General features: G+C 72.2%; 17 protein-coding genes and 3 pseudogenes. 8 read left to right on the top strand and 12 right to left on the bottom strand.

Annotation, left to right across the window (positions count from 1 at the left end):
* Positions 1–9: 9 nt before the first annotated feature.
* A pseudogene (locus tag ACZ4SF_RS27725) lies at positions 10–941 on the bottom strand (urea transporter).
* 492 nt (positions 942–1,433) lie between these two features.
* On the opposite strand from ACZ4SF_RS27725, the gene ACZ4SF_RS27730 reads away from it, so the two are divergent.
* Positions 1,434–1,787, top strand: a complete 354-nt coding sequence (locus ACZ4SF_RS27730) for a VOC family protein (protein WP_468389216.1) — start codon at positions 1,434–1,436, stop codon at positions 1,785–1,787.
* Positions 1,788–1,964: 177 nt separating this feature from the next.
* On the opposite strand, the gene ACZ4SF_RS27735 is transcribed toward ACZ4SF_RS27730, so the two are convergent.
* Positions 1,965–3,248, bottom strand: coding sequence for a COG1361 family protein (locus ACZ4SF_RS27735; RefSeq protein ID WP_468389218.1), 1,284 nt, complete (start codon positions 3,246–3,248; stop codon positions 1,965–1,967).
* A 204-nt stretch (positions 3,249–3,452) separates the two neighbouring features.
* On the opposite strand from ACZ4SF_RS27735, the gene ACZ4SF_RS27740 reads away from it, so the two are divergent.
* Positions 3,453–3,830 carry an STAS domain-containing protein gene (locus ACZ4SF_RS27740; RefSeq protein WP_468389220.1) on the top strand — a complete coding sequence of 126 codons (378 nt, stop codon included), beginning with the start codon at positions 3,453–3,455 and terminating at the stop codon, positions 3,828–3,830.
* Between the two features lie 93 nt (positions 3,831–3,923).
* On the opposite strand, the gene ACZ4SF_RS27745 is transcribed toward ACZ4SF_RS27740, so the two are convergent.
* Positions 3,924–4,001, bottom strand: a complete 78-nt coding sequence (locus ACZ4SF_RS27745) for a 50S ribosomal protein bL37 (protein ID WP_467258484.1) — start codon at positions 3,999–4,001, stop codon at positions 3,924–3,926.
* A 184-nt stretch (positions 4,002–4,185) separates the two neighbouring features.
* Here ACZ4SF_RS27745 and ACZ4SF_RS27750 point away from each other — a divergent pair, with 184 nt between their 5' ends.
* Complete coding sequence (locus ACZ4SF_RS27750; protein ID WP_468389222.1) at positions 4,186–4,659, top strand: GreA/GreB family elongation factor; 474 nt, start codon at positions 4,186–4,188, stop codon at positions 4,657–4,659.
* A gap of 103 nt (positions 4,660–4,762) precedes the next feature.
* On the opposite strand, the gene ACZ4SF_RS27755 is transcribed toward ACZ4SF_RS27750, so the two are convergent.
* The 4 genes from ACZ4SF_RS27755 to ACZ4SF_RS27770 form a co-directional block, all read right to left on the bottom strand.
* Complete coding sequence (locus tag ACZ4SF_RS27755; protein ID WP_468389224.1) at positions 4,763–7,291, bottom strand: ATP-dependent Clp protease ATP-binding subunit; 2,529 nt, start codon at positions 7,289–7,291, stop codon at positions 4,763–4,765.
* A 46-nt stretch (positions 7,292–7,337) separates the two neighbouring features.
* Positions 7,338–8,300 carry a Dyp-type peroxidase gene (locus ACZ4SF_RS27760; protein ID WP_468389226.1) on the bottom strand — a complete coding sequence of 321 codons (963 nt, stop codon included), beginning with the start codon at positions 8,298–8,300 and terminating at the stop codon, positions 7,338–7,340.
* Between the two features lie 140 nt (positions 8,301–8,440).
* A complete protein-coding gene (locus ACZ4SF_RS27765; protein ID WP_468389228.1) occupies positions 8,441–9,322 on the bottom strand; it encodes a diacylglycerol kinase family protein in 882 nt (293 codons plus the stop codon).
* A gap of 38 nt (positions 9,323–9,360) precedes the next feature.
* Positions 9,361–10,953 (bottom strand): FAD-binding oxidoreductase, encoded by a 1,593-nt coding sequence (locus ACZ4SF_RS27770; protein WP_468389230.1) that lies wholly within the window; start codon positions 10,951–10,953, stop codon positions 9,361–9,363.
* Between the two features lie 107 nt (positions 10,954–11,060).
* On the opposite strand from ACZ4SF_RS27770, the gene ACZ4SF_RS27775 reads away from it, so the two are divergent.
* Positions 11,061–11,660 (top strand): TetR/AcrR family transcriptional regulator, encoded by a 600-nt coding sequence (locus ACZ4SF_RS27775; RefSeq protein WP_468389232.1) that lies wholly within the window; start codon positions 11,061–11,063, stop codon positions 11,658–11,660.
* The gene (locus ACZ4SF_RS27780) at positions 11,657–13,240 is read left to right on the top strand and encodes a glycerol-3-phosphate dehydrogenase/oxidase (protein WP_468389234.1); all 1,584 of its coding nucleotides are present in this window, start codon (positions 11,657–11,659) and stop codon (positions 13,238–13,240) included. Before ACZ4SF_RS27775 ends, ACZ4SF_RS27780 begins: the two co-directional genes overlap by 4 nt.
* 166 nt (positions 13,241–13,406) lie before the next feature.
* On the opposite strand, the gene ACZ4SF_RS27785 is transcribed toward ACZ4SF_RS27780, so the two are convergent.
* Positions 13,407–14,858, bottom strand: a complete 1,452-nt coding sequence (locus ACZ4SF_RS27785) for a WGR domain-containing protein (RefSeq protein ID WP_468389236.1) — start codon at positions 14,856–14,858, stop codon at positions 13,407–13,409.
* A 207-nt stretch (positions 14,859–15,065) separates the two neighbouring features.
* Here ACZ4SF_RS27785 and ACZ4SF_RS27790 point away from each other — a divergent pair.
* Positions 15,066–15,335: pseudogene (locus ACZ4SF_RS27790) on the top strand (methyltransferase type 11); the annotation flags it as partial.
* Positions 15,336–15,413: 78 nt separating this feature from the next.
* Here the strand turns inward: ACZ4SF_RS27790 and ACZ4SF_RS27795 are convergent.
* Together ACZ4SF_RS27795 and ACZ4SF_RS27800 are read right to left on the bottom strand one after the other, a co-directional pair.
* Positions 15,414–15,884: pseudogene (locus tag ACZ4SF_RS27795) on the bottom strand (helix-turn-helix domain-containing protein); the annotation flags it as partial.
* Between the two features lie 40 nt (positions 15,885–15,924).
* On the bottom strand, positions 15,925–16,575 hold the full coding sequence (locus ACZ4SF_RS27800) for a TetR family transcriptional regulator (RefSeq protein ID WP_468389238.1): 651 nt from the start codon (positions 16,573–16,575) through the stop codon (positions 15,925–15,927).
* Positions 16,576–16,737: 162 nt separating this feature from the next.
* Between ACZ4SF_RS27800 and ACZ4SF_RS27805 the strand changes: the two genes are divergently transcribed.
* A complete protein-coding gene (locus ACZ4SF_RS27805) occupies positions 16,738–17,523 on the top strand; it encodes an SDR family NAD(P)-dependent oxidoreductase (protein ID WP_468389240.1) in 786 nt (261 codons plus the stop codon).
* Between the two features lie 37 nt (positions 17,524–17,560).
* Here ACZ4SF_RS27805 and ACZ4SF_RS27810 read toward each other — a convergent pair whose 3' ends face one another.
* Positions 17,561–19,165: an ABC-F family ATP-binding cassette domain-containing protein gene (locus ACZ4SF_RS27810; RefSeq protein ID WP_468389242.1), complete on the bottom strand. Its 1,605-nt coding sequence runs from the start codon at positions 19,163–19,165 to the stop codon at positions 17,561–17,563.
* A gap of 326 nt (positions 19,166–19,491) precedes the next feature.
* On the bottom strand, positions 19,492–20,196 hold the full coding sequence (locus ACZ4SF_RS27815) for an SDR family oxidoreductase (protein WP_468389244.1): 705 nt from the start codon (positions 20,194–20,196) through the stop codon (positions 19,492–19,494).
* Positions 20,197–20,963: 767 nt separating this feature from the next.
* On the opposite strand from ACZ4SF_RS27815, the gene ACZ4SF_RS27820 reads away from it, so the two are divergent.
* Complete coding sequence (locus ACZ4SF_RS27820) at positions 20,964–22,442, top strand: glutamate-cysteine ligase family protein (RefSeq protein WP_468389246.1); 1,479 nt, start codon at positions 20,964–20,966, stop codon at positions 22,440–22,442.
* Positions 22,443–22,444: the final 2 nt, after the last annotated feature.

Consider the following 22,444-nt stretch of genomic DNA (forward strand, 5'->3'; position numbering starts at 1 on the left):
CCTGAGGGGCTACGCGGCGGGCGCCGGGGCGCCCGCCTGCTGCCGGGGGATGCCGTCCACGCCGGCAGCCCGGCCGGTCAGCCGGGGGAAGGACCGGGCGGCGGTCAGGAAGGCGAGAGTCGTCAACACGAACGGCCAGGTGAACGCATGGCCGCCGGACGGGGCGAGCAGATGCGCGACGGCCGGGGTCACCGCGGTCGCCGTCGCCGCACCGAGCAGCGCGTACAGCAGCGTGGCCGGGGCCGCCGTCAGGAAGACGCCGCACAGGGCGAGGGCGACGAGCACCGCGTTGTAGCCGAGTGTGCCGTCGGCGATCCGGTCCGCCGGGGCCCCGAGTGCCCAGGCGGTCAGGATGCCCGTCGCACTGCCGGCGCAGGCCACCAGTGCGGCGGTCCGGCTCGCCAGCAGGAGACCGGCGAGCAGCAGCGCGCCCACATACCACTCGTCCAGGAAGAAGACCTGGGACAGGTTGCGGAAGAACGCCCGCCACAGCTCACCGGGGCGCAGTGCGGTCGGACCGGAGGCTGCGCCGGGCAGCGCGGCGAGGCTGCCGCCGTGCGGCCAGATCCGCCCGAAGGCGGGGGCGGCGACCGTGACCGCGGTCGCCAGCAGGCAGTACGGCAGGGTCAGCGGCGGCAGGTTCCACACGCGCAGCAGCCGGACCACGGCCGCCGTGACGACGGTGACCACGGCGCAGCCGCTACGGCGAGCAGGAGCGTGGACGGCCGGCCCGCGTCCAGGAAGACCGCGAGACACAGGGCCAGGAGGCAGGAGTTGAAGCCCTCCAGACCTGACTCCACCCGGTCGCGGGCGACCTGCAGCAGCCGTGCCGTGCCGGTGCCCAGTACGGCGCCGCCCAGGGCGTACACGCCGTAGCGCCAGTCGGCCACGCCCAGGGCGAGACAGATGACGGCGCCCGTCCGCGCGTCGGCCAGGAACATCACCTGAGCCGGGCCGCGCAGCAGCCGCGGCCCGAAGCGGGCGCCCCGTCCCCGGCGCCACCACCGGACATGGCCCGACCGTCGCACGTCCCCCCCTCACCTGATACAACCCCTGCCATCTTCCGCATTGCGGCAGTCATCTTCCGCCACACGACAGTTCTTGTCGAGACCGCGTGCCGCCACGAGGAGGCGGGGCCGGTCGGGCGGACCGAGGGGGAACGAGTCGGCCGGCCCGAAGCCGAGCGGGACCGGTCGGTCCGGAGCCGAGAGGAAGGGGGCTGGCCGATGCGGAGCCCGCGGGACCGGTCCGCAGCCGAGAGGAAGAGGTCCGGCCGGCTCGGAGGCGAGGGGTCTGTCGCGTCGGCCGGAGCTGACGCGCTTCTGCGCGCGCGAGACGGCGAGGCGAGATGAGGCGCGGCGAGGCGAGGCGAGGCGAGGGAAGTGTGGTGGCGGTCCGGCTGATCGCCGTCGCCGCCCTGACAAGATGGCGGCATGGAACGTGTGCTTGGAATCGGTGGGTACTTCATGCGGGCCGCCGACCCGGCTGCCCTGACCGCGTGGTACCGCGACTGCCTCGGCCTGGACGCCGACGAGCACGGTCTGTGGCGACAGGGAGCAGGGCAGACGGTGTTCGCGGCGTTCGAGTCCGATACCGACTACTTCGGCTCCCGCGCCCAGCAGACCATGCTCAACTTCCGGGTCAGCGACCTCGATGCGATGCTCGCGCAATTGCGTGCCAAGGGAGCGGACGTGGCCGCAGAGACACAGGACATGGAGGGTGTCGGCCGATTCGGCTGGGTCACCGATCCCGAGGGCAATCGGATCGAGCTGTGGCAGCCTGCCTGACCGCGCCCGCTGAACCCTACGGCCCGCATGAACCCTACGGCTCGCATCACACCGGAATGCCACGGCGTCGTTCGCGGTGAGGTCGTGAGGGCCTCCGGAGAGGCGGCCCGACCAGGCCGACGGCAACCCGTCGGCCGACAGCAACCCGTCGGCCGACGGTTCCCACCGCAGGCTCGGTCACTTCGCGGTGCCCCGGCGGCGTACGGCCACCAGCGCCAGGCCGCCGAGTGCCGTCGCGCCCATCGCTGCGGCGGCCAGCACCGCCATGCCGTCGCTGCCGGTGCCGGCGAGGGTGCCGCCGGTCGCGGCGCCCGACACGGAGGCAGTGGTGGCCGCCCCCGACGTGCCGGACGTGGCCGTCCCGGATGCGCCCGTCGTGCCGGACGTGCCCGTGGTGCCGGAGGTGCCCGTCGTACCGGAGGTGCCCGTCGTACCGGTGGCGCCGGAGCCGCCGGTGGACTGGTCGTGCGGGTCGTTGCCCTGTCCGTCGGTGGCGGAGCCGCTGCTGCCGGTGTCCCCGCCGGAAGTGCTCGTGCCCGGGTCGTCTCCACCGGTCACGTCGACGGCGAGGTAGGCGGTGTCGTTCGCCCGGTTCTCGTCGAACTCCGGGTGGATGCCGTACACGGAACTGGCCGTCACCTTGCCCTTGGTGCTCCGGGCCGTCTTGCCGATCTCGAGCACGAAAGTGTAGTCGAGCGACTGGTCGACGTCGAGGGTGTGGCCGGCGGGCCAGCACACGTATCGCGGGCGGCCCGGCTGCGACGGTCCGGTCGGCCCGTCGGTCCCGAACGGCCGGCAGTCCTCGGGCACCTCCTTGGCGACGGTTCCCGGCGGGATCTGCACGATCAGAGCCGGCTGGTCGTCGCTCTCCTGGTTCTGGATCCAGCCGGGACCGTCGTTGCGCAGGGTCGCGGTGACGGTGACCCGGCTGCCGGGAGCGCCCTCCGTCAGGTCTCCCTCGGCGCGCAGGTCGGCCGTGCTGTCCGCGGTCAGGGTCAGCCGCCGGTAGCTGTCGCCGAACCCCTCCCCGGGTGCCTCGCCGGTGCTGCTCGTGCCGTACTCGACGGCCTCCATCAGCGCGTGGGGCAGGGCCTTGAACCGCACGGGCGTGGTGACGGAGGCATGGGGCTGCACGACCGTGTCCAGCTCGCACAGGGCCTGCCGGACGTGGTCGGCGAGGGTCGAGTAGGTGCAGCCCTCGACCTGCTGCGGGAAGTCGAGCCCGCGGGTCAGCCGGATCCGGAAGGTGACGCCGTCCGCGGGTGCCGAGCCTTCGTTGGTGATGGTGACGGGCTGGTCGTAGACCTCACCGGGCCGGGGGGAGGCGGCCGGCAGCGTCGAGATCACCAGGTCGGGAGCGAGTTCCTCGGCGTGTGCCACGGGACCGGCGAGGGCGGGAACGCCGATGCCGATCGCTGCGGCGGCCACGGCTGCGGCCGCGGGACGGAGGGCTGAGCGCAACGGGGGTCTCCTCGTCAGAACGCAGTACGGGCGGTGACCAGGCCACGTCGACCCGGTCCTCATGTACTGGACACACGAGGGACTCCTGAGGTTGTGGTGAAAACTCCATGTGCATGACGGACTGCCTGCGGGCCACGCGGCATCCTCTGTGCGATCGTGGGCAGCCTCCCGGGTGAGGCAAGCTCTGGGCAAGGATCGGCGACCGTGGACGAGGGCAGCGTGGCACGCACGAACGAGCAGGCAGAACCGGACCGGCTGTCGGTCACCCGGTCGAGCGTCGACGGCGTCACCGTCGTCACGGTGAGCGGTGAGGCCGACCACCACACCTCCGGACTGCTCCGCCAGGCCCTCTCCCCCGCGGACCCCACCGCCGGCGAGCGGACCGTCGCGGACTTCAGCGGGGTGGCGTTCATGGACTCCAGCGGCATCAACGTCCTCATCGCCGCGCATCAGGCCCATGGCCCGGCGGGGTGGCTGCGCCTGGCAGGCGTGCGCAGGCCCGTCCTGCGCACCCTGGAGATCGTCGGCCTGACCACCCTCATCGCCTGCTACCCCAGCGTCCGCGAGGCCATGGAGAGCTGAGCGGGGCGACCGCCGCCGGCACAGGCCCGGTCCGGCGGTCGGGGCGGAAGTCCGCGAAGCCGCCGGGGACTTGGCCTGCCGGCCGGAAAGGCGTCAGGACTGGGGCCGACGTCCGTGGTTGGCCGCGTGCTTGCGCCGGGACTTCTTCTTCCGACGTCGTTTCGAGGACATGAGCGCCTCCAGGCAGTCACAGTGAGTGGCACCTCGACCACTTCAGGGATACGGACATAAGAACGATATCCCTGCATTCTCCCCCGCTCCACCGGAAGCAGACAGAGGCATCCATCCGCTTATGATGCGAAATGCCTAACTGTGGAGTCCTGTCCGATTGCGCGTTCCCAGCGGAGGAGCAGACATGACCGGTGAACCCGAGCCGATCAGCGCCCAGGCCCGTCGGGCGCTGGAGCAGGAGCTGGCCGACCTGCGGGACGAGCGCCGGCTGGTCGCCGGATCCCTCCGGGACACCACCTCGGTGGGCGACCAGGCGGACCAGGCCGACGAGCTGCAGCGCGCCGATCAGCTGCAACGCCTCGACCGTCGCATCGACGACATCACCGAGCGGCTCGACCAGGCGGCCCTGGCCGGTCCGGCCCCCACCGACGTGGTCGGCGTGGGCAGCACGGTCACCGTCCGCTTCCCGGACGGCTCCGCGGAGGCCCTGCAGATCGGCGAGGTCGCCGAGGCGCTGGACCAGCCGCTGGTCACCGCCGACAGCCCGCTCGGCCGCGCGCTGCTCGGACGCCGGCCCGGGGACACCGTTCACTACAACACCCCCGACGGGCCGGCGACAGCGGTCGTGGTGTCGATCGGGGCGGACGAGTCGGCGTAACCGGTTAGTCGGGTACGGTGCTCCTGGGCTCGGCGCCGCAGCACGTGGCGCTACTGCGCCGGCTGGGTACCACGGGGGCCGGAGGGCGCCGCAGCACGTGACGCTACTGCCCCGGCTGGGTGTCACCGGAGCCGGGGGGCGCTCCGGAGTCGTGCTTCCGCACCGAGCAGTGCAGGGAGTCCTTCACCACGTCGGCGACGATGACATCCCCGGGCCCGGCCTCGCCGCCGAGCAGGAGGTCGGCGATGCGGTTGTCCAGTTCTGCCTGGATGGTGCGGCGCAGCGGGCGGGCACCGAACTCCGGTTGATGGCCATGGGCGATGAGCAGCTTCTTGGCCGCTTCCGTGACCTCCAGGCCCATGCCCTGCGCATGCACCCTGCGCCTGCTCCGGTCCAGCAGATGGTCCACGATCTTCCCCAGGTCGTCCTCGGTGAGGCTGTGGAAGATGATGATGTCGTCGATGCGGTTGAGGAACTCCGGGAGGAACCGGCCGCGCAGGTCCTCCATCAACTCGTCCTTGAGCTCGGTGACATCGCCCTTGTGGTCCAGGATGCGGTGTGCGCCGATGTTGGAGGTCATGATGATGACGCAGTGCCGGAAGTCGACGGTGCGGCCCTGGGCATCTGTCAGACGGCCGTCGTCCAGGATCTGCAGCAGCGTGTTGAAGACGTCGGGGTGGGCCTTCTCCACCTCGTCGAAGAGCACCACGCTGTAGGGCCGGCGGCGCACCTTCTCGGTGAGCTGGCCCGCCTCCTCGTAGCCGACGTATCCGGGGGGCGCGCCGACCAGCCGGGCGACGGTGTGCTTCTCCTGGAACTCGCTCATGTCGAAGCGGACCATGCGGCCCTCATCGCCGAACAGCAGAGCGGCGAGGGTCTTGGCGAGTTCGGTCTTGCCGACGCCGGTCGGGCCGAGGAAGAGGAAGGATCCCACGGGGCGGTTCGGGTCGCCCATGCCGGCGCGGTTGCGCCGTACCGCCTGGGAGACCGCGGTGACCGCCTCGTCCTGGCCGACGATCCGCGCGTGCATCTCCTCTTCGAGCCGGAGCAGCTTCTCCTTCTCGCCGGCGGTGAGCTGGGAGACCGGGATGCCGGTACGGCGGGAGACGACATCGGCGATGTCGGAGGCCGTGACCGAGACGATGCCCTCGCGGCGCTCCTCGATGCCGGCGAGTTCGCCCTCCGCTTCGGCGACTTCCCGTTTCAGTTCCGACGCCTTCTCGAAGTCCTCGCCGGACACGGCCTGTTCGAGTTCCCGGCGCAGCTTGGCGATACGGTCCTCGCGGCTGACGACCTCGGTGGAGCGGCCCGCACTGCGCAGCCGTACCCGGGCACCGGCCTGGTCCATCACGTCGATCGCCTTGTCCGGCAGGAACCGGTCGGTGATGTACCGGTCGGACAGTTCGGCTGCGGCCGCCAGCGCCGCGTCGTCGAAGCGGACCTGGTGGTGGGCCTCGTAGGAGTCGCGCAGCCCTTCGAGGATCAGCACCGTCTCCTCGACGGTGGGCTCCGGGACCATCACGGGCTGGAACCGGCGCTCCAGGGCGGCGTCCTTCTCGACGTACTTGCGGTACTCGTCGATGGTCGTGGCGCCCACGACGTGGAGTTCGCCGCGCGCGAGGGCGGGCTTGAGCATGTTGCCCGCGTCCATGGAGCCCTCGCCGGTCGCGCCGGCGCCGACGACCGTGTGCAGCTCGTCGATGAACAGAATGATGTCCCCGCCGGCCGCCTGGACGTCCTCGATGACCTTCTTCAGCCGTTCCTCGAACTGTCCCCGGTACTGTGCGCCCGCCACCATGGCGGACAGGTCCAGGGCGACGACCCGCTTGTTCTTCAGGGTGTCGGGCACCTCACCCCCCACGATGCGCTGGGCGAGCCCTTCCACGATGGCGGTCTTGCCCACCCCGGGGTCGCCGATCAGCACGGGGTTGTTCTTGGACCGCCGCGAGAGGATCTCGACGGTCTGCTCGATCTCCTCGGCCCGCCCGACCACCGGGTCGAGCTTGCCGGCCTTCGCCTCCTCGGTCAGGTCGCGGCCGAACTCGTCCAGGGTCGTGGCCGGCTGTCTGCGCTCGGCGGGGGCGCCTTCGGGGCGCGCCCCCGCCTGTTCGGTGAGACCCGTGAGGCGCTGGGGGTCCAGGCCCTCGGCCCGCAGCACCCTGGTGGCACCCGAGTCGGTGTCGCCGATCATGGCGATCAGGATGTGCTCGGGACCGATGTAGGACACGCCGGCCGCCTGCGACTGGGCGTAGGCGGCGCGGAGGGTGCGCTTGGCCGCCGGGGTGAGGCCCGGTTGCGCGGAGGGCTCGCCGGACTCGCGCGGCAGAACCTTGGCCAGTTCGGCCGCGAGCATGTCGGGGTTCATGCCCACCTGCGAGAGCAGCCGGCGCGAGGGGGCGACCTGCGTGGCCGCCCAGAGCAGGTGTTCCGTGTCGAGGTCGGAGGTGCCGTCCTCGGCGGCCCGCTGCGCGGCCAGGTTCAGCAGTTCCTGCGACGATTCCGTCAGCAGCCGTCCGATGGGTACGCGCTGTACCGCGGGTGGTGATGACGCCGGCGACATTCCGAAGAAACGATTCAGCAGCTCGCTGAACGGATCCGACGAACCGAACGGTGCACCGAACGACATCGACATGACAGCTCCTGGCGCGCGAGGGATCAGCAGTCCGCGGGGTCAGTAATCACTGAACCTCCGTGCGCACGGCCCCGCAAGCGGACGGAGCGGGCGGGAGATCTTCGAGAAAGGAAAGAGTGGGCACATGGAAGAGGCAGCCCGTGACCGGGACCGAGAAGTCGAGAATTCGGTCGTGCTGTCCCGGACGCCGGCCCAGGAACATGTTCCTGAGCATTTCCTCGGTGACGTCGGGGGTGCGGGCGTAACCGATGAAGTACGTACCGAACTCGCCTTTCCCCACGCTGCCGAACGGCATGTTCTCGCGGACTATCTTGCGCTCGTTCCCGTTCTCGTCGGTGATGACCGTGAGCGCGACGTGGGAATTCTCGGGCTTGACCTCGTCGGGCAGCTCGACATTGCTCAGCTTGGAGCGCCCGATGACGTTTTCCTGCTCCTGGGGCGTCAGGGCGTTCCAGGCCGTCATGTCGTGCAGGTACTTCTGCACGATCACATAGCTGCCGCCCGTGAATTCCGGGTCCTCGTCCCCGATGAACACCGCGTCCGTCGCCGGCTGCCCTTCGGGATTTTCACTGCCGTCCACGAAGCCGAGCAGATCGCGTTCGTCGAAGAATTTGAAGCCGTGCACCTCGTCGACCACGGTGGCCGCTCCGGCGAGCCGCTCTCCCAGCAGCCGGGCCAGTTCGAAGCAGAGATCCATGCGGTGGGCGCGGATGTGGAAGAGGACGTCACCGGGGGTGCCCAGGGCTCGGTGGCGGGGTCCGGCGAGGTCCACGAAGGGGTGCAGCTCCCGTGGTCTGGGCCCGCTGAACAGCCGGTCCCAGACCGCCGATCCGATGCCGACGACGCAGGTCAGCTCCTCGTCGGGGTCCCGGAAGCCGACCGAGCGGCGCAGGCCGGAGACGTCCTCCAGCAGGTCCCGCACCGCGTCCTCGCCGCCGGGTGCGACCGTGACGACGAGGAACATGGCGGCCCTGGCCGGCGGCACGACGACGGGCTGCGGCTCGGACACAACGTCTGCCTCCTGGGTGTCTCTCGCACCAGCATCGCGCGGGCCGGCCGATTCGGCAGGTCGGACGGGTGGTACGGCGACGGACACCGGTTGTGTCCCACGGGCCGGCATGACGACGTCGCCGGGGGCGATGCCGCTGGTCAGTACAGCACCGGCAGGTCCCCGGGGCGTACCCGCAGGGTGACCGGCAGGGTGGCCTCCACCTCGCCGTCGGCGCCGTAGGGGACGGGCCGGTCGGCCTCGATGCGCAGTTCCTTGCCGCGCAGGATCTTCACTTCGGGGCGCCGGACGTGGGCGCCGGTCTTGAGTTCGTTCATGAGAGCGAAGAAGAGGTGGCGCGGGGCCTCGCGGATCATCACGATGTCCAGCAGTCCGTCGTCGACCTGTGCGCCGGGTGCGATGAGGCGACCGGAGCCGTAATAGGGGGAGTTGGCGGCGACGACCGTGTAGCCGCGGTGGGTGTGCTCCTCGCCGTCGACGGTGACGCGGTAGTCGGCCGCCCGCCACGTGGTGACCGCGCGCAGGCCGCCCGCGTAGTAGGAAGCGGCGCCGCGCAGCACCCGGGCGTTGTTGGCGTGCTTGTTGGCCACGGCGTCGACCCCCGCGTACACACTGCCCAGCACCACGGTCCGCGGGTGGACGGCCGACTCCACCTCGATGGTGTCGACCGGCCGGGGCTCGGCGTGCAGCAGGATGTCCGCGAGTGCGTCCGGGTCGGCGGGCAGGTGCAGCGCGCGGGCGAAGTCGTTGCCGCGTCCGGCGGGGACGAGGCCGAGGACGGTGCCGGTGCCGCTCAGCGCGCCGCCGATCCCGCCGGCGATGCCGTCCCCGCCCACGGCCAGGACGATCCGGCCGCGCTCGCCGGCGCCGCGGGCGATGTCCTGGGCGTGAGCGAGGCTGTGGCTGTACTCGGTCTCCAGCTCGGCACCGGCTGCGCGCAGCAGCCGGGCCAGGTGGAGCAGGGTCGCCGCCCCGGTGGAGCCGCCCGCGGTGGGGTTGACGACGGCGGTGAACTGGCGCATCGGTGTGCCTCCGAGGCAGGCGGTCGGTTCGGTCGGGGTCAGTCGGTGGGCAGCAGGACGCCGGGGTTGAGGATCCCCTGGGGGTCCAGGCGGCGCTTGACGGCGCGCAGGGCGGAGATGCCGAGCGGGCCGGCCTCGCGGACGTACCAGTCGCGGTGGTCGGTGCCGACCCCGTGGTGGTGGGAGATGGTGCCGCCGGCGGCCAGCACGGCTTCGTTGGCTGCGTGCTTGGCGGGCGCCCAGTGCGCCACCGGGTCGTCGCCCTGGGCGCTGACGACGGTGAAGTACAGCGAGGCGCCGTTCTCGTACACGTGGGAGATGTGGCACATCACCAGGGGCGGGGTACCGGCCTGGGTGAGGGTGTCGGTGAGGGCGGTGCGCACGGCCGTGTAGAGGTCGGGGATGCGGGACCAGAAGGCCGCGGTCTCCAGCGTCTCGGCGAAGGCACCCACGTCGAGCAGGGCGTCGCGCAGGTAGGGCGCGGAGTAGCGGCCGTGGGCCCAGCGTTCGCCCGGCTCGGCGCCGACGAGGGTGCCGCCGCAGGCCGTGAGGACGGCTGCGGCCTGCTCCCGGCGGTGCGCGGTGTCCTCGGGTGTCCCCTCGTAGCCGGTGATCGCCAGGCATCCCGCGCCGCCCTGCGCCAGGCCGGCGCCGATCGCGTCGGGCTGGGCGAGGCCGATGAGCGTCTCGGTCTCGTCGGACAGTCGCAGTACGGTCGGCCGGGGCCCGTCCTGGGCGAGCCGGCGCAGGGCGGCGGCGCCCTCCTCGAAGGAGTCGAACCGCCAGCCCTCGTACACCCGGACCTCGGGCAGGGGGCGGATCCGTACGGTGACGGAGGTGATGACGCCGAAGGCTCCCTCGGAACCCAGGATCAGCTGGCGCAGGTCGGGTCCGGCGGCGGAGCGCGGGGCACGGCCGGTCTCGATGGTGCCCTCGGGGGTGGCGAGGCTCAGGCCGAGCACCATCTCGTCGAAGCGGCCGTATCCGGCGGACGCCTGACCGCTGGAGCGGGCGGCGGCGAAACCGCCGATGGTGGCCCACTCGAAGGACTGCGGGAAGTGGCCGAGCGTGAAGCCCTGCTCGGCGAGGAGGGCTTCGGCCTCAGGGGCGCGCAGGCCGGGCTGGAGGACGGCGGTGCGGGAGACGGGATCCAGGTCCAGCAGGCCGTTCATGCGGCGCAGGTCCAGGGCGACGAACGCGCTGCGCTGCGGGGCGAGTCCGCCGACCACGGAGGTGCCGCCGCCGAAGGGCACGACGGCCAGGCTGTGGGCGGCGCAGGCGTGCAGGACGGCGAGGACCTCGTCGTGACCGGCGGGCAGGACGACGGCCTGCGGGACGTCGGCGAAGTCGCCGGCGCGGATGCGCAGCAGGTCGGGCGTCGACTTGCCCCGGGTGTGGCGGACGCGGCTCTCGGCGTCGGTACGGACGTGCTCGTCGCCTCCGACGGCCCCGGCGAGCGCCTTGAGGGCGGCGGGTTCGGCCGTGGGGGCGGGCAGGCGGATGTCCTCGAGGGCGAGCGCCGGTGTGGTGCGCGGTTTGACGCCGAGCAGGTCGCGCAGCAGGCCGGTCACCGTGTCGGGCAGCGGTGCCGCCTTGGCCGGGTCGCCCCAGCCGTTCCACAGCATGTCCATTGAACGGTCGTCCTCACAGGTCGGTGTGCTCGGTTCACGCGGCTCGGCTGCCGTCTTCCGGGACCAGGATCCTTCCGTCCGGCCCCCGGGGCGTTACACTGTGACACATGACGCCTATTCGTCACAACGGTTCGGACAACGATCATGTGCTCGACGCGGTGCGCGACTGCGTACTGGCCGTCGGCGTGCGCCGCACCACCCTCGCCGACGTGGCCCGCCGCGCCGGCGTCTCCCGGATGACGCTGTACCGGCGCTGGCCGGACCTGCGGACCCTGGTGGGCGACCTGATGACCCGGGAGTGGATCGCCGTGGCCACCCGGGCCATACCGGAGTCCAGCGCCGGCACCAGCACGCGTACCCGGATCGTGGACGGAATGGTGGCCGGCGTCGAGGCCTTCCGGGCGCACCCCCTCTTCCACAAGATCGTCGACGTCGATCCGGAACTGCTCCTGCCGTACATGCTCGACCGGCGCGGCGCGAGCCAGGAGGCACTGCTGGCGCTGCTGGCCGGCGCCCTGCGCGAAGGCCACGCGGACGGGTCCGTACGGCCCGGCCACACCGAACGGCAGGCCCGCGCCCTGCTGCTGACCGTGCAGTCCTTCACGCTGTCCCTGCGCACGATGACCGACGAGGACGATCCGGAGCTGGACTCCGCCGCGTTCCTCGGTGAACTGCGCACCCTTCTGGAGAGGACCCTGACGCCATGAGCCACACCGAGGCCGCCCCCGGCTCGTCCCTCAGTGCACGCCGGCGCGGCCGGGAACTGGCCGAGGCCGCGGACGGCCGGGTGGCCGACGTTTTGGTCGTCGGGCTCGGCGCCACGGGCGCCGGAGCCGCGCTGGACGCGGCGGCCCGCGGGCTGGACGTCGTCGCGGTCGACGCCCATGACCTGGCCTTCGGCACCTCCCGCTGGAGTTCGAAGCTCATCCACGGCGGGCTGCGCTATCTGGCCTCCGCGCAGTTCGACGTCGCCCACGAGAGCGCGGTCGAACGCGGGGTCCTGATGACCCGCACGGCCCCGCACCTGGTCGCCGCCCAGCCGTTCGTGCTGCCGCTCACGCCGCTGGTGTCCAGGGCGCAGGCCTCACTGGCATGGGCCGGCTTCCGCGCCGGGGACGTGCTGCGGCTGGCCGCCCGGACACCGCGGCAGGTGCTGCCCGCTCCGCGCCGGCTGTCGGGGACGGAGGCCCGCCACCTCGCCCCCGCGGTCCGCACGGCCGGGCTGCGCGGCGGGCTGCTGTCCTGGGACGGCAAGGTGACGGACGACGCCCGCCTGGTGACCGCCCTGGCCCGGACCGCCGCCGGGCACGGCGCCCGGGTACTGACGCGGGTGCGGGTGCTGGAACTCACCGGCACGGGCGCCCGGATCCGGGACGAACTCACCGGCGAGGAGGGAGAGATCAGGGCCCGTACGGTGATCAACGCCACCGGCGTGTGGGCGGGCACCCTCGCCGACGGCATCCGGATCCGTCCGTCCCGCGGCACCCACCTGGTGCTGCGCTCGGAGCGGCTCGGCACCCTGCCGGCCGGCCTGCACATCCCGATCCCGGGGGAGACCAACCGATTCGTCCTGGTCCTGCCCCAGGGCGACGGCCGGGTCTACGTCGGCCTCACCGACGAACCAGTCGACGGCGGGATCCCGGACGTGCCGGAGGTCCCGGAGACCGACATCGGCTTCCTCCTGGACGTGCTCGGCTCGGTCCTGGACACGCCCGTGGCCCGGGACGAGGTCGTGGGCGCCTTCGCCGGACTCCGCCCGCTGCTGGACACCTCCGGGTCCGACGGCGCCCACGGCGAAACGGCCCGCACCTCCGACATCTCACGCCGGCACGCCGTGCTGACCTCGCCCGACGGTGTCACCACCGTGGTCGGCGGCAAGCTCACCACCTACCGGCGGATGGCGCAGGACGCCGTGGACGCGGCGGCCGCAGCCCGTGGCCTGCGCGTGGGCCCCTCCCCCACCGCCGCGCTGCCGCTGGTCGGCGCCGCCGCCCCCGGGCGTCTGCGCGCCCTGCCCGCACCCCGCCGGCTGATCCGCCGCTACGGCACCGAGGCCGTGGCCGTCCACGCCCTGGCCGCCCAGGACCCCGCCCTGGCGGAGCCGGTGCTGCCCGGCCACCCCGTCACCCGGGCCGAACTCCTCTGGGCGGTCCAGCACGAGGGCGCCCTCGACGAGTCGGACCTCCTGGACCGCCGCACCCGCATCGGACTGGTACCGCAGGACCGCACCGAAGTGCTCCCCGCCGCACGGGAGATGCTGACGAGCCCGACGACCGCACACTCCTGACGCCGCGCGGGCGCCGTGCTCCGGTCGGCCCGGCAGTTGCTGGCCGCCGTACCCGCCGGTGCCGAGCGGACCCGGCGTCGCCGGGCCGCCGGGGCCCGGGGCGGTGACGGCACAGTCGAGCGTCCGGTTTCTTCCCGGGTGATCGGCACGGCGGTGTGAGGTGGGGTCAGAGGAGGCGCCGGATGTCGCCCCGGACCCGGTAGAAGCCGCCCGCCGCCGGGTGCAGGGCGTCCACGACGTACCGGGCGCCGGGCTCGCGTATCGCGCGCGGGAACTGGACGTTCCAGGAGGAGTCGTAGCCCTCGGAGACCACGTGCACCCTCAGCCGGCCGCCCTGCTGGCTGCACTCGACCACCACCGCTCCGGTGGGCGCCCGGTCGACCGTGGCCACCGCGGCCACGGCCGTGGCCGGGGCGTAGGTCGGCAGGGCGGCGGCCAGCTTCACGTCCCGGACCACCGGCACCGTGCCCTGCTGGGCCGCGGAGATGGCCGCTTCGCTCGCGTCGACGCACACCAGCGATCCGTCGGTGGTGACCAGGTACAGCCGCTCGTCGCGGTACTGCATCGACAGCGCCGAGCCGCTGCCGGTGCCGAGCTTCCACAGGCGCGTGCCGTTCTGGTCGAAGCAGTAGACGGACGACGCCGCGTCCCCGGCGAAGACGAACCGGCCACCGGGAGAGGTGGCACACGAGTACACGCTGCTGTCGCAGGCGTACGTCGCCTCGATGCTGCCGGTGGCCTTCGACAGCCGCTGGACCACGCGGTGCGCGGTGCCCGCGTAGACGGCGTCCTGCTCCTGCCAGCCGAACAGCACGCCGCCCCGGGTGCGGGTGTGCCACAGCTCGCCGCCGCCGTCGGGTGCGTAGGCGGTGACGCCCTGGTGATGGCCGTGGTAGACGGCACGGTCGTCGGCCCGGACCATCCACGCGTGCTCGCCCTGGCTGCGGCGGGACCACTGGTGTTCGTCCTCGTGGTCGATGACCGTGAGCCGGCCGTCGCGGTCCGAGACGTCCAGGATGCCCTCGTGGATGTCCAGCCAGAAGATGTCGACGTCGGCGGCGATGTCGTAGGCGGCGAAGGGCAGTTTGGAGGAGAGGTCGTAGACCTTCCCGTCGTCGCAGCCGGCGTAGATCCAGAAGTCGTCGGCGACCAGGCACTTCACCCCGTCCGGAAGGCTGAACCGGGCCAGGACGCCACCCTCGTGGTCCAGGGTGTAGACGTCACCGGCCTGGTTCCCCACCCAGCAGCGGTCGTCGTCGACATGGATGCCGAACGCGGCCGAGCCGGTACGGAACCGCCAGAGCACGGGGGCAACGGCCCGCGCCGTGGAGGGAGCCGAGCTGACCTGACGCCGGGTCACCGCGCGCGGGGCGCGCTGTCCGGGGACGGCAGGGGCGTAGCCCTTGCGGACCTTCTCCCCCACCTTCTTCGCTGCGGCGGCCTGTGCCTTCTGCACGGTCGGAAACGTCGAGGTCTGGGTCTGTCCGGCGGCGCCGATCCGGCCGTACCGCACCGTCACCACCAGGCCGTCGACGGTCACTTCGTAGAACTTGTGGGCGCCGCCGCCCTCCTGTGACAGCTCCAGATACGTCGTCGACACCGCGGACGCCGTGGACATGGCACACCCCTCCCCAGGACGGACCTGCAGCCGTTCCGGCAGATCCTCAACTGATCCTCACCGTAGAGGGAGGCACTGACATCCGGCCCGGGACCGGTCGGCGGTCGCCGGTACCGGCACGGCGGCGACGCCCCTCAGCTCGGTGCTGCGGGCGCGTGTGAGCCGATCGCGCACGCTCACGACCGCTGTCGGAGACCAGGCCGTGTCTCGCCACGTAATCCAGCTGAGTTCCATCGAGTACTCCGTCCAGCTGGCCGGCTGATTGTGGTCCGCGTCAGCGGGTTGCACCTGGCCGAGCTACGCGAGCGGGTGCCTGCGATGGTCACCGTCGAACCGGCCAAGGAACAGCGCCTGCACCGGGTGATGGACCCCTACTTCGAGGCCGTCGACACCGAACAGGTGGAGTACCTCATGGCCCTGGACGGGTCGGAGGCCCTGGACTTGGTGGGGATGACGCCGAGCGCACGCCACGTGAGCTTGCGGATCACCGTGCGGCATCCGGGTCCCACGACTCGGCCGAGGCAGGCCGCGAACGACACCGGACGCGCTGCTCGGCCAGTTCTTCATCCGGGCGAAGGTGTGCTCGACGCAGGCACGGACGCGCCGGTGTTCAGCGTTGTCTTCCTCCTGACCGCGCAGGAGGGGCCGTCCGGCTCGTCTGCGGTGCGGGACGATCAGGCCGGTGCCCAGGTAGGCGCCGTCCGCGATCCATGACCGGTCGGCGCCCGGCACCGGGCTGGGCGCCGGCTCCAGCCCGAGCAGCGGTCGCAGGCGCTGGATGACCCGGCAGACGGTGGCAGGTGAGCAACCCAAGAGCGGTGCGAGCTGCCGCATGGTGAGGTTCGTGGGGTAGTACACGGCCACCAGCAGCACCCGCTCGGCCAGCGGAAGACACCACGGCCGGACGCCACCGCGGCCGTTTCCGTCCCGTTCGCGCACCACGCGCAGCAGCTTCTCGAACCGCCCCATGCGCAACCCGGTGAGCGTCTCCACCCACACCGGCTCGGCCCTCAACACCCCACCCATACAGGCAAAATGCATGCAACCAGGCCTTCTGCAACACCCTTTAGGGCTTGCCGCTTCCGGTCGGCATCAACGCATCCATGCCGCCCAGGAGTTGACGCAGGCACCGGCGTGCGAGTGCGGCCGGGGAGGAGTCGCCCGTGACGTCGGCCTCCGTGTCGGCCCAGGTCTCCAGTGCGATGCGGATCGCGTCCGTGGCCGCCGCCGCGACCAGGCGTACCTGGAGGGCTTCCAGGCTCCCGTCCGCGAGCCGGGCGACGACCGGGACGAGCCGCTCCTCGGACTCCTGGTTCACGCGGTACCAGACCGCGCGCAGCGCGGGATCGCCGGCGGCCGCCCGCAGCAGCCCACGGGTGCGCAGCAGGGCCCGGCCGGCCTCCTCGTCCGGCGCCGCCAGGGACTGCTCCACCGCCGACTCCAGTGCCGGGAACAGCCCGGTTCCCGGCTGCGTGGCCTCCAGAAGCGCCCGCCAGCGGTCGGCGCCGGCTGCCAGCAGCGGGCTCACCGCGTCCTGTTTCGAGCGGAAGTAACGGTAGAAGGTCCGCAGCGCCACGCCCGCGTGCCGGGCGATCTCCTCGGCCGTCGTCGCGTCCGGCCCCTGCGCGGCGAACAGATCGGCCGCCGCATGGGCGATCTCGAGCTGGGTGGCGGCCTTGCGGCGCTCGGTCAGGGAGGAGGGCGGCTTGGTGCTCACCTGAAAAAGAGTACGGCGCTACGGCATTGAGTGGCATGTATTGCCGTAATGACAAAATGTGCCATTGAGACGTAACGTGACGCCATCGGACGCCGGCCGGTGAGAGAACCGGCGTCGCACAGGCCCCGCCGCCCTCCCTGGCCGGGGCGGGCAGGAGAACACATGAACCGCTACGAAGACCGTCGCGTGCTGATCACCGGGGGCGGCTCGGGCATCGGCCAGGCCACCGTGCTGCGCGTCCTCGCAGAGGGCGGCGCCGTCGTGGCCGCCGACGTGAGCGAGCGAGGTCTGCAGGACACCGTGCGGAAGGCCGGCGCGTACGGAGACCGCCTGACCACGGTCGTCATGGACATCGCCGACGAGTCCTCGGTACGCGCCGGGGTGGCCGCGGCGACCGCCTCGCTCGGTGGTCTGGACGTGCTGGTCAACGCGGCCGGGATCCTGCGCTCCTCGCACACCCACCTGACGAGCCTCGCGGAGTTCACGCGCATCCTGCAGGTCAACCTCGTCGGCACCTTCCTGGTGATCCGCGAGGCGATACCGGCCCTGCTGGCGGGCCGTGACGCGGCAGTCGTCAACTTCAGCTCCACGTCCGCCGCGTTCGCGCACCCGTACATGGCGGCGTACGCGGCGAGCAAGGGCGGCATCCAGTCGATGACGCACGCCCTCGCCGCCGAGTACGCCCGGCAGGGCATCCGGTTCACCGCCGTACAGCCCGGTTCCATCTCCAGCGGTATGACCGACGGCAGCGGCGCCAGCCGGCAGAGCACCGGGCCGGGACTGCCCGACGATGCCGACATGACGCTGTTCGCGAAGCTCTCCCCAGCGGTCGGCCAGGGCTTCGCCGGGCCGGAGACCGTGGCGTCCGTGGTCGCGATGCTCGGCTCCGAGGACGGGAAGTTCGTCACCGGCACCGAGATCCGCGTCGACGGCGGCACCCACTTCTGACCGGCGCAGCGGCGCCCGGGGCGAGGGCGGACCGGTGTCAGGCGAGGCCGACCAGGTCGCGGTAGTCCTCGCTCCACAGGTCCTCTTCGGCATCCGGCAGGAGCAGGACGCGGTCCGGGCGCAGGGCGTCGATGGCTCCCTCGTCGTGCGTGACCATCGCGATCGCTCCCGGGTACGAGCCGACCGCGGCCAGCACCTCGCCCCGGCTGGCCGGGTCGAGGTTGTTGGTCGGCTCGTCCAGCAGCAGCACGTTCGCCCCGGAGTGGACCAGGCCGGCCAGCGCCAGCCGGGTCTTCTCCCCGCCGGACAGCACGCCGGCCGGCTTGTCGGCGTCGTCGCCGGTGAACAGGAAGGCGCCCAGGACGTGCCGCATCTCCCCCGGACTCAGGTGCGGTGCGGCCAGGGCGAGGTTCTCCAGGACCGTGCGCCCGGTGTCGAGCGTGTCGTGCTCCTGCGCGAAGTAGCCCAGACGCAGGCCGTGCCCGTGCACCACCCGGCCGCCGTCCGGCTGTTCGGCACCGGCGAGGATGCGCAGCAGTGTGGTCTTCCCGGCGCCGTTGAGACCGAGCACGACCAGCCTGCTGCCCCGGTCCACGGCCAGGTCCACGCCGTGCAGGACGCGGTGAGCGCCGTAGGACTTGGCGAGGCTGACGGCGCCGAGCGGGGTCCGGCCGCAGGGGGCGGGCTCGGGCAGCCGGATCCGTGCGGTCTTCTCGGTGCGCCGGGCCGGCTCCAACTCGGCCAGCATCCGGTCGGCGCGCCGGGCCATGCTCCTGGCCATGGTGGCGGTGGCGGAGCGGGCCTTCACCCGGTCCGCCTGCGCATGCAGGGCGGCGGCCTTGCGCTCGGCGCTCGCCCGTTCCCGGGTGCGCCGCCGCTCCTCCTCGTCGCGCCGGCCGAGGTACGTCGTCCAGCCGGTGTTGTGGATGTCGATCGTCGTCCGGGTGGCGTCCAGGTGGAAGACGCGGTTGACGACGTCGGCGAGCAGGCCGGTGTCGTGGCTGATGACCACCAGGCCGCCCTGGTGGGCCTGGAGGAAGGTGCGCAGCCAGGCCAGGGAGTCGGCGTCGAGGTGGTTGGTCGGCTCGTCCAGCAGCAGGGTCCGGTCGGTTCCGGCGAACAGGATACGGGCGAGTTCGACCCGGCGCTTCTGCCCGCCGGACAGAGTGCCGACCGGCTCGCCCAGTACCCGTCCGGGCAGGCCGAGTCCGGCCGCGACCCGGGCCGCCTCGGCTTCCGCGGCGTATCCGCCGCCGGCCTCGAAGGCGGCCTCGGCACGCGCGTAGGCGCGCATCGCCCGCTCCAGCGCCGTGGCGTCGGCGGCGTCGGCCATCGCGGTCTCGGCCGTACGCAGGGCGCGCAGTGCGCGGTCGAGTCCGCGGGCGGACAGGATGCGGTCGGTGACGGTGACGGCGGGGTCGGTGGCGCGGGAGTCCTGCGCGAGGAAGCCGACCGGCCCGGTGTGCGTGACGGCACCGGCGGCGGGCCTGGACCGTCCGGCGAGGGCCGTCATGAGGGTGGTCTTGCCGGCGCCGTTGCGGCCGACGAGGCCGATCCGGTCCCCGGGCGAGACGGTGAAGGAGACGCCGGACAGCAGAAGACGGGCGCCGGCGCGCAGCTCGGCATCACGAACGGTGATCATGGGGTAACGCTCCGAAAAAGCAAGAGGACACACTTCTGGCGTGGAAGCGGGTCCTCAGCTAGGAAATTCGGGGCGTAGACATGCCGTCACGGTAACGCGGGCGCCCTGTGCGGCGCACACCGTTTTCCTGGCACCACACCGTTTTCTCGGCGCCGGGTAGTCAGCGCAGCCCGTCTCACCGGGTATTGAGGCTGCGGTGCGGGTCGCAGACCGGCACGCCGCCCCCGCCCTGCGGGGACCGGCTCCGGCCTCGGCGAGCCGGCGGTTGAGCCGCCGGCAGAGGCGCAAGGCGGCACGCGCCGCCGGCTCCCGCTCCCCTCGTCCTGCTAGGCCGCCAGCTGCGGGTACATGGCCGCCAGATCGCCGGAGAGTGCCGCCTTGATCCGTCGGCTGACGTCGTCCGCGAGGACCTCGTAGGCCCCGGCCTCGATGCCGTCGAGCGCCTGGACGGCGACGTCGTTCGGGGCGGACTTCGGCGCGTCGACGTCCGAGGCCATGTCGGTGTCGATGTAGCCGACGTGCAGTCCGGTGACCCCGATGCCCCGCGGACTCAGTTCCAGACGCAGGGTGTTGGTCTGGGACCACAGGGCCGCCTTGGTGGCGCTGTACGAGCCGCCGACGCCCAACCAGGAGAGCACGGAGTGGACGTTGAGGAGGTGTCCGCCGCCGTTGCGCTCGATGACCGGCACGAACGCGCGGGTGACCAGCAGCGGGCCGTAGAAGTTGGTCTCGAACTCCCGACGCACGTCGTCGACCGGGGCATCGAGGAAGGACCTCGCGCCGAGCAGGACACCGGCGTTGTTGATCACGACGTTGACGTCCTGCGCCTGGGCCGCCGCGGCCGCGACGGATGCGGGGTCGGTGACCTCCAGGGCGAGGGGCACGGCGTCGGGATGCGTGATCGTGCGGGCGTCGCGGGCGGTGGCGTACACCTTGGCGGCGCCGCGCGCGTACAGCTCCTCCACCAGCGCCTTGCCCAGACCCCGGCTGCCGCCGGTGACCAGTGCGACAGAGCCCTTGATCGAAGTCATGTTCATCTCCGTGAGTAAACCGATCGGTTTCCTCCACCGTAAACCGATCGGTTTTCGGGGGCAAGGGGGATCAGAAGAAGAGCGCCGAAGAAAGGCGACACGGGGAGGGCGACGCGAGGAAGGCCCGGCGTGGAGGGCAACGCGAAGAAGGCCCGGAGGGCAGGGCAACGCGAAGAAGGCCCGGAGGGCAGGGCAACGCGAAGAAGGCGAACGGGCGTCGTGCGCCAGGCGTGGCCGGCGGGGCGGGGAACGGCCCGAGCGCATGGATTGACCGTTCCCCGACCCTGCCGGTCGGCCCACCGCCGGTCGGGACCATGGCGGCGTGCCGGTCCGTGGGCACGGCCTCGACGGACGCGCCGGACACAACCGATCTCGTTCAGACCCTCCGCCGCCGGGCATGCGCAGGCCATCCGGAACGGTCCGGCCGGGTGAGGCGACGCCGCTCGGTACCGGCCCGGCCGGGTGAGGCGGCGCCGCTCGGTACCGGTCCGGCCGGGTGAGGCGGCGCTGCTGGGGCACCGGTCCGGCCCACGGGCGATCGTCGGCCCGCCGGGGCTTTCCGTGGCCTGCAGCCGGGGCTACCGACGGCGCAGGAGGGGCGCGTGCGGCGAGGCGGGACTACCCGCGGCGCAGGGAGGAGGCCGCCACGACGAGCCGGGATACCGGTGGCGGGGTGGGGCGGGCCGGGGTCTCGTAGCCGTGGTGCGGGTCGCAGGGTGGTGCGACTCTGGGGGAGAGGTGTCCGACGAGGGGACCCAGGAGGGCCGATGGGGCGTGACGTCCCGGCGCTCGTCTTCACCCGCGAGGACCGCCGCCGGTACCGGATCAAGATGCACGAGTGTCTCGACGCCTTGGCGCAGATGCTGCGCGAGTCACGGTTCGAGTCGGAGCGGCCGCAGGTCGGGCTGGAGATCGAGCTGAACCTGGTGGACGGCGACGCCGAGCCGGCGATGCGCAACACCGATGTGCTGGAGGCGATCTCCGATCCGGCCTGGTCCACCGAGCTGGGCCGCTTCAACCTGGAGATCAACGTGCCGCCCCGTCGGCTGACGGCGGGCGGTCCGGACGACTGGGAGTCGGAGATCCGGGCCGCGCTGAACCACGCCGACGAGCGCGCCGGGTCGGTCGGCACCCGCCTGGTCATCGTGGGGATCCTGCCCACGCTGCGGCAGGGGGACATCGGCGAGGACTCCCTCTCGGAGAACCCCCGTTACCGGCTGCTCAACGACCAGGTGTTCGCCGCCCGCGGCGAGGACCTGCGCATCGAGATCGACGGGGTCGACCGGCTGCGGACCTACGCGGACACGATCACCCCGGAGGCCGCGTGCACGAGTACGCAGTTCCATCTGCAGGTCTCTCCCGAGGAGTTCGCCCCCTACTGGAACGCGGCGCAGGCGATCTCCGGCGTGCAGGTGGCGCTGGCGGCGAACTCCCCGTTCCTGTTCGGCAAGGAGCTGTGGCACGAGACCCGGATCCCGCTCTTCGAGCAGGCCACCGACACCCGCCCGGAGGAGATCAAGGTGCAGGGGGTGCGGCCCCGGGTGTGGTTCGGGGAGCGGTGGATCAACAGCGTCTTCGACCTGTTCGAGGAGAACCTGCGCTACTTCCCGGCCCTTCTGCCGCTGTGCGACGAGCAGGATCCGGGGGAGACGCTGGACAGCGGTGACACCCCCGAACTGTCCGAACTAACCCTGCACAACGGCACGATCTACCGCTGGAACCGGCCCGTCTATGCCGTCGCCAACGACCTGCCGCACATCCGGGTGGAGAACCGGGTGCTGCCGGCCGGCCCGACCGTCGCCGACACCCTGGCCAACGGCGCCTTCTACTACGGGCTCACCCGGGCCTTGGTGGAGGAGGACCGGCCGGTGTGGTCGCGGATGTCGTTCTCCGCGGCCGAGGACAACCTGCACGCAGCCGCCCGGAACGGTATCGAGGCGCTGCTGTACTGGCCCGGGATGGGCGAGGTGCCGGTGCCCGAGCTGGTGTTGCGGCGGCTGCTGCCGCTGGCCCACCGCGGCCTGGAGCGCTCCGGCATGGACGCGGCCTGGCGGGAGCCACTGCTGGGCATCATCGAGCAGCGCTGTGTGACGGCCCGCAACGGAGCCGTGTGGCAGAAGGAGATGTTCCACCGCGTCCTGTCCACCACGCGGGCGAGCCGTCACGAGGCGCTGCGCCGGGTGACCCGGCTGTACATGGACTACATGCACCTCAACGCCCCGGTGCACACCTGGCCGGTCGACTGACC

This window comes from Streptomyces sp. NPDC027663, from assembly GCF_055566415.1.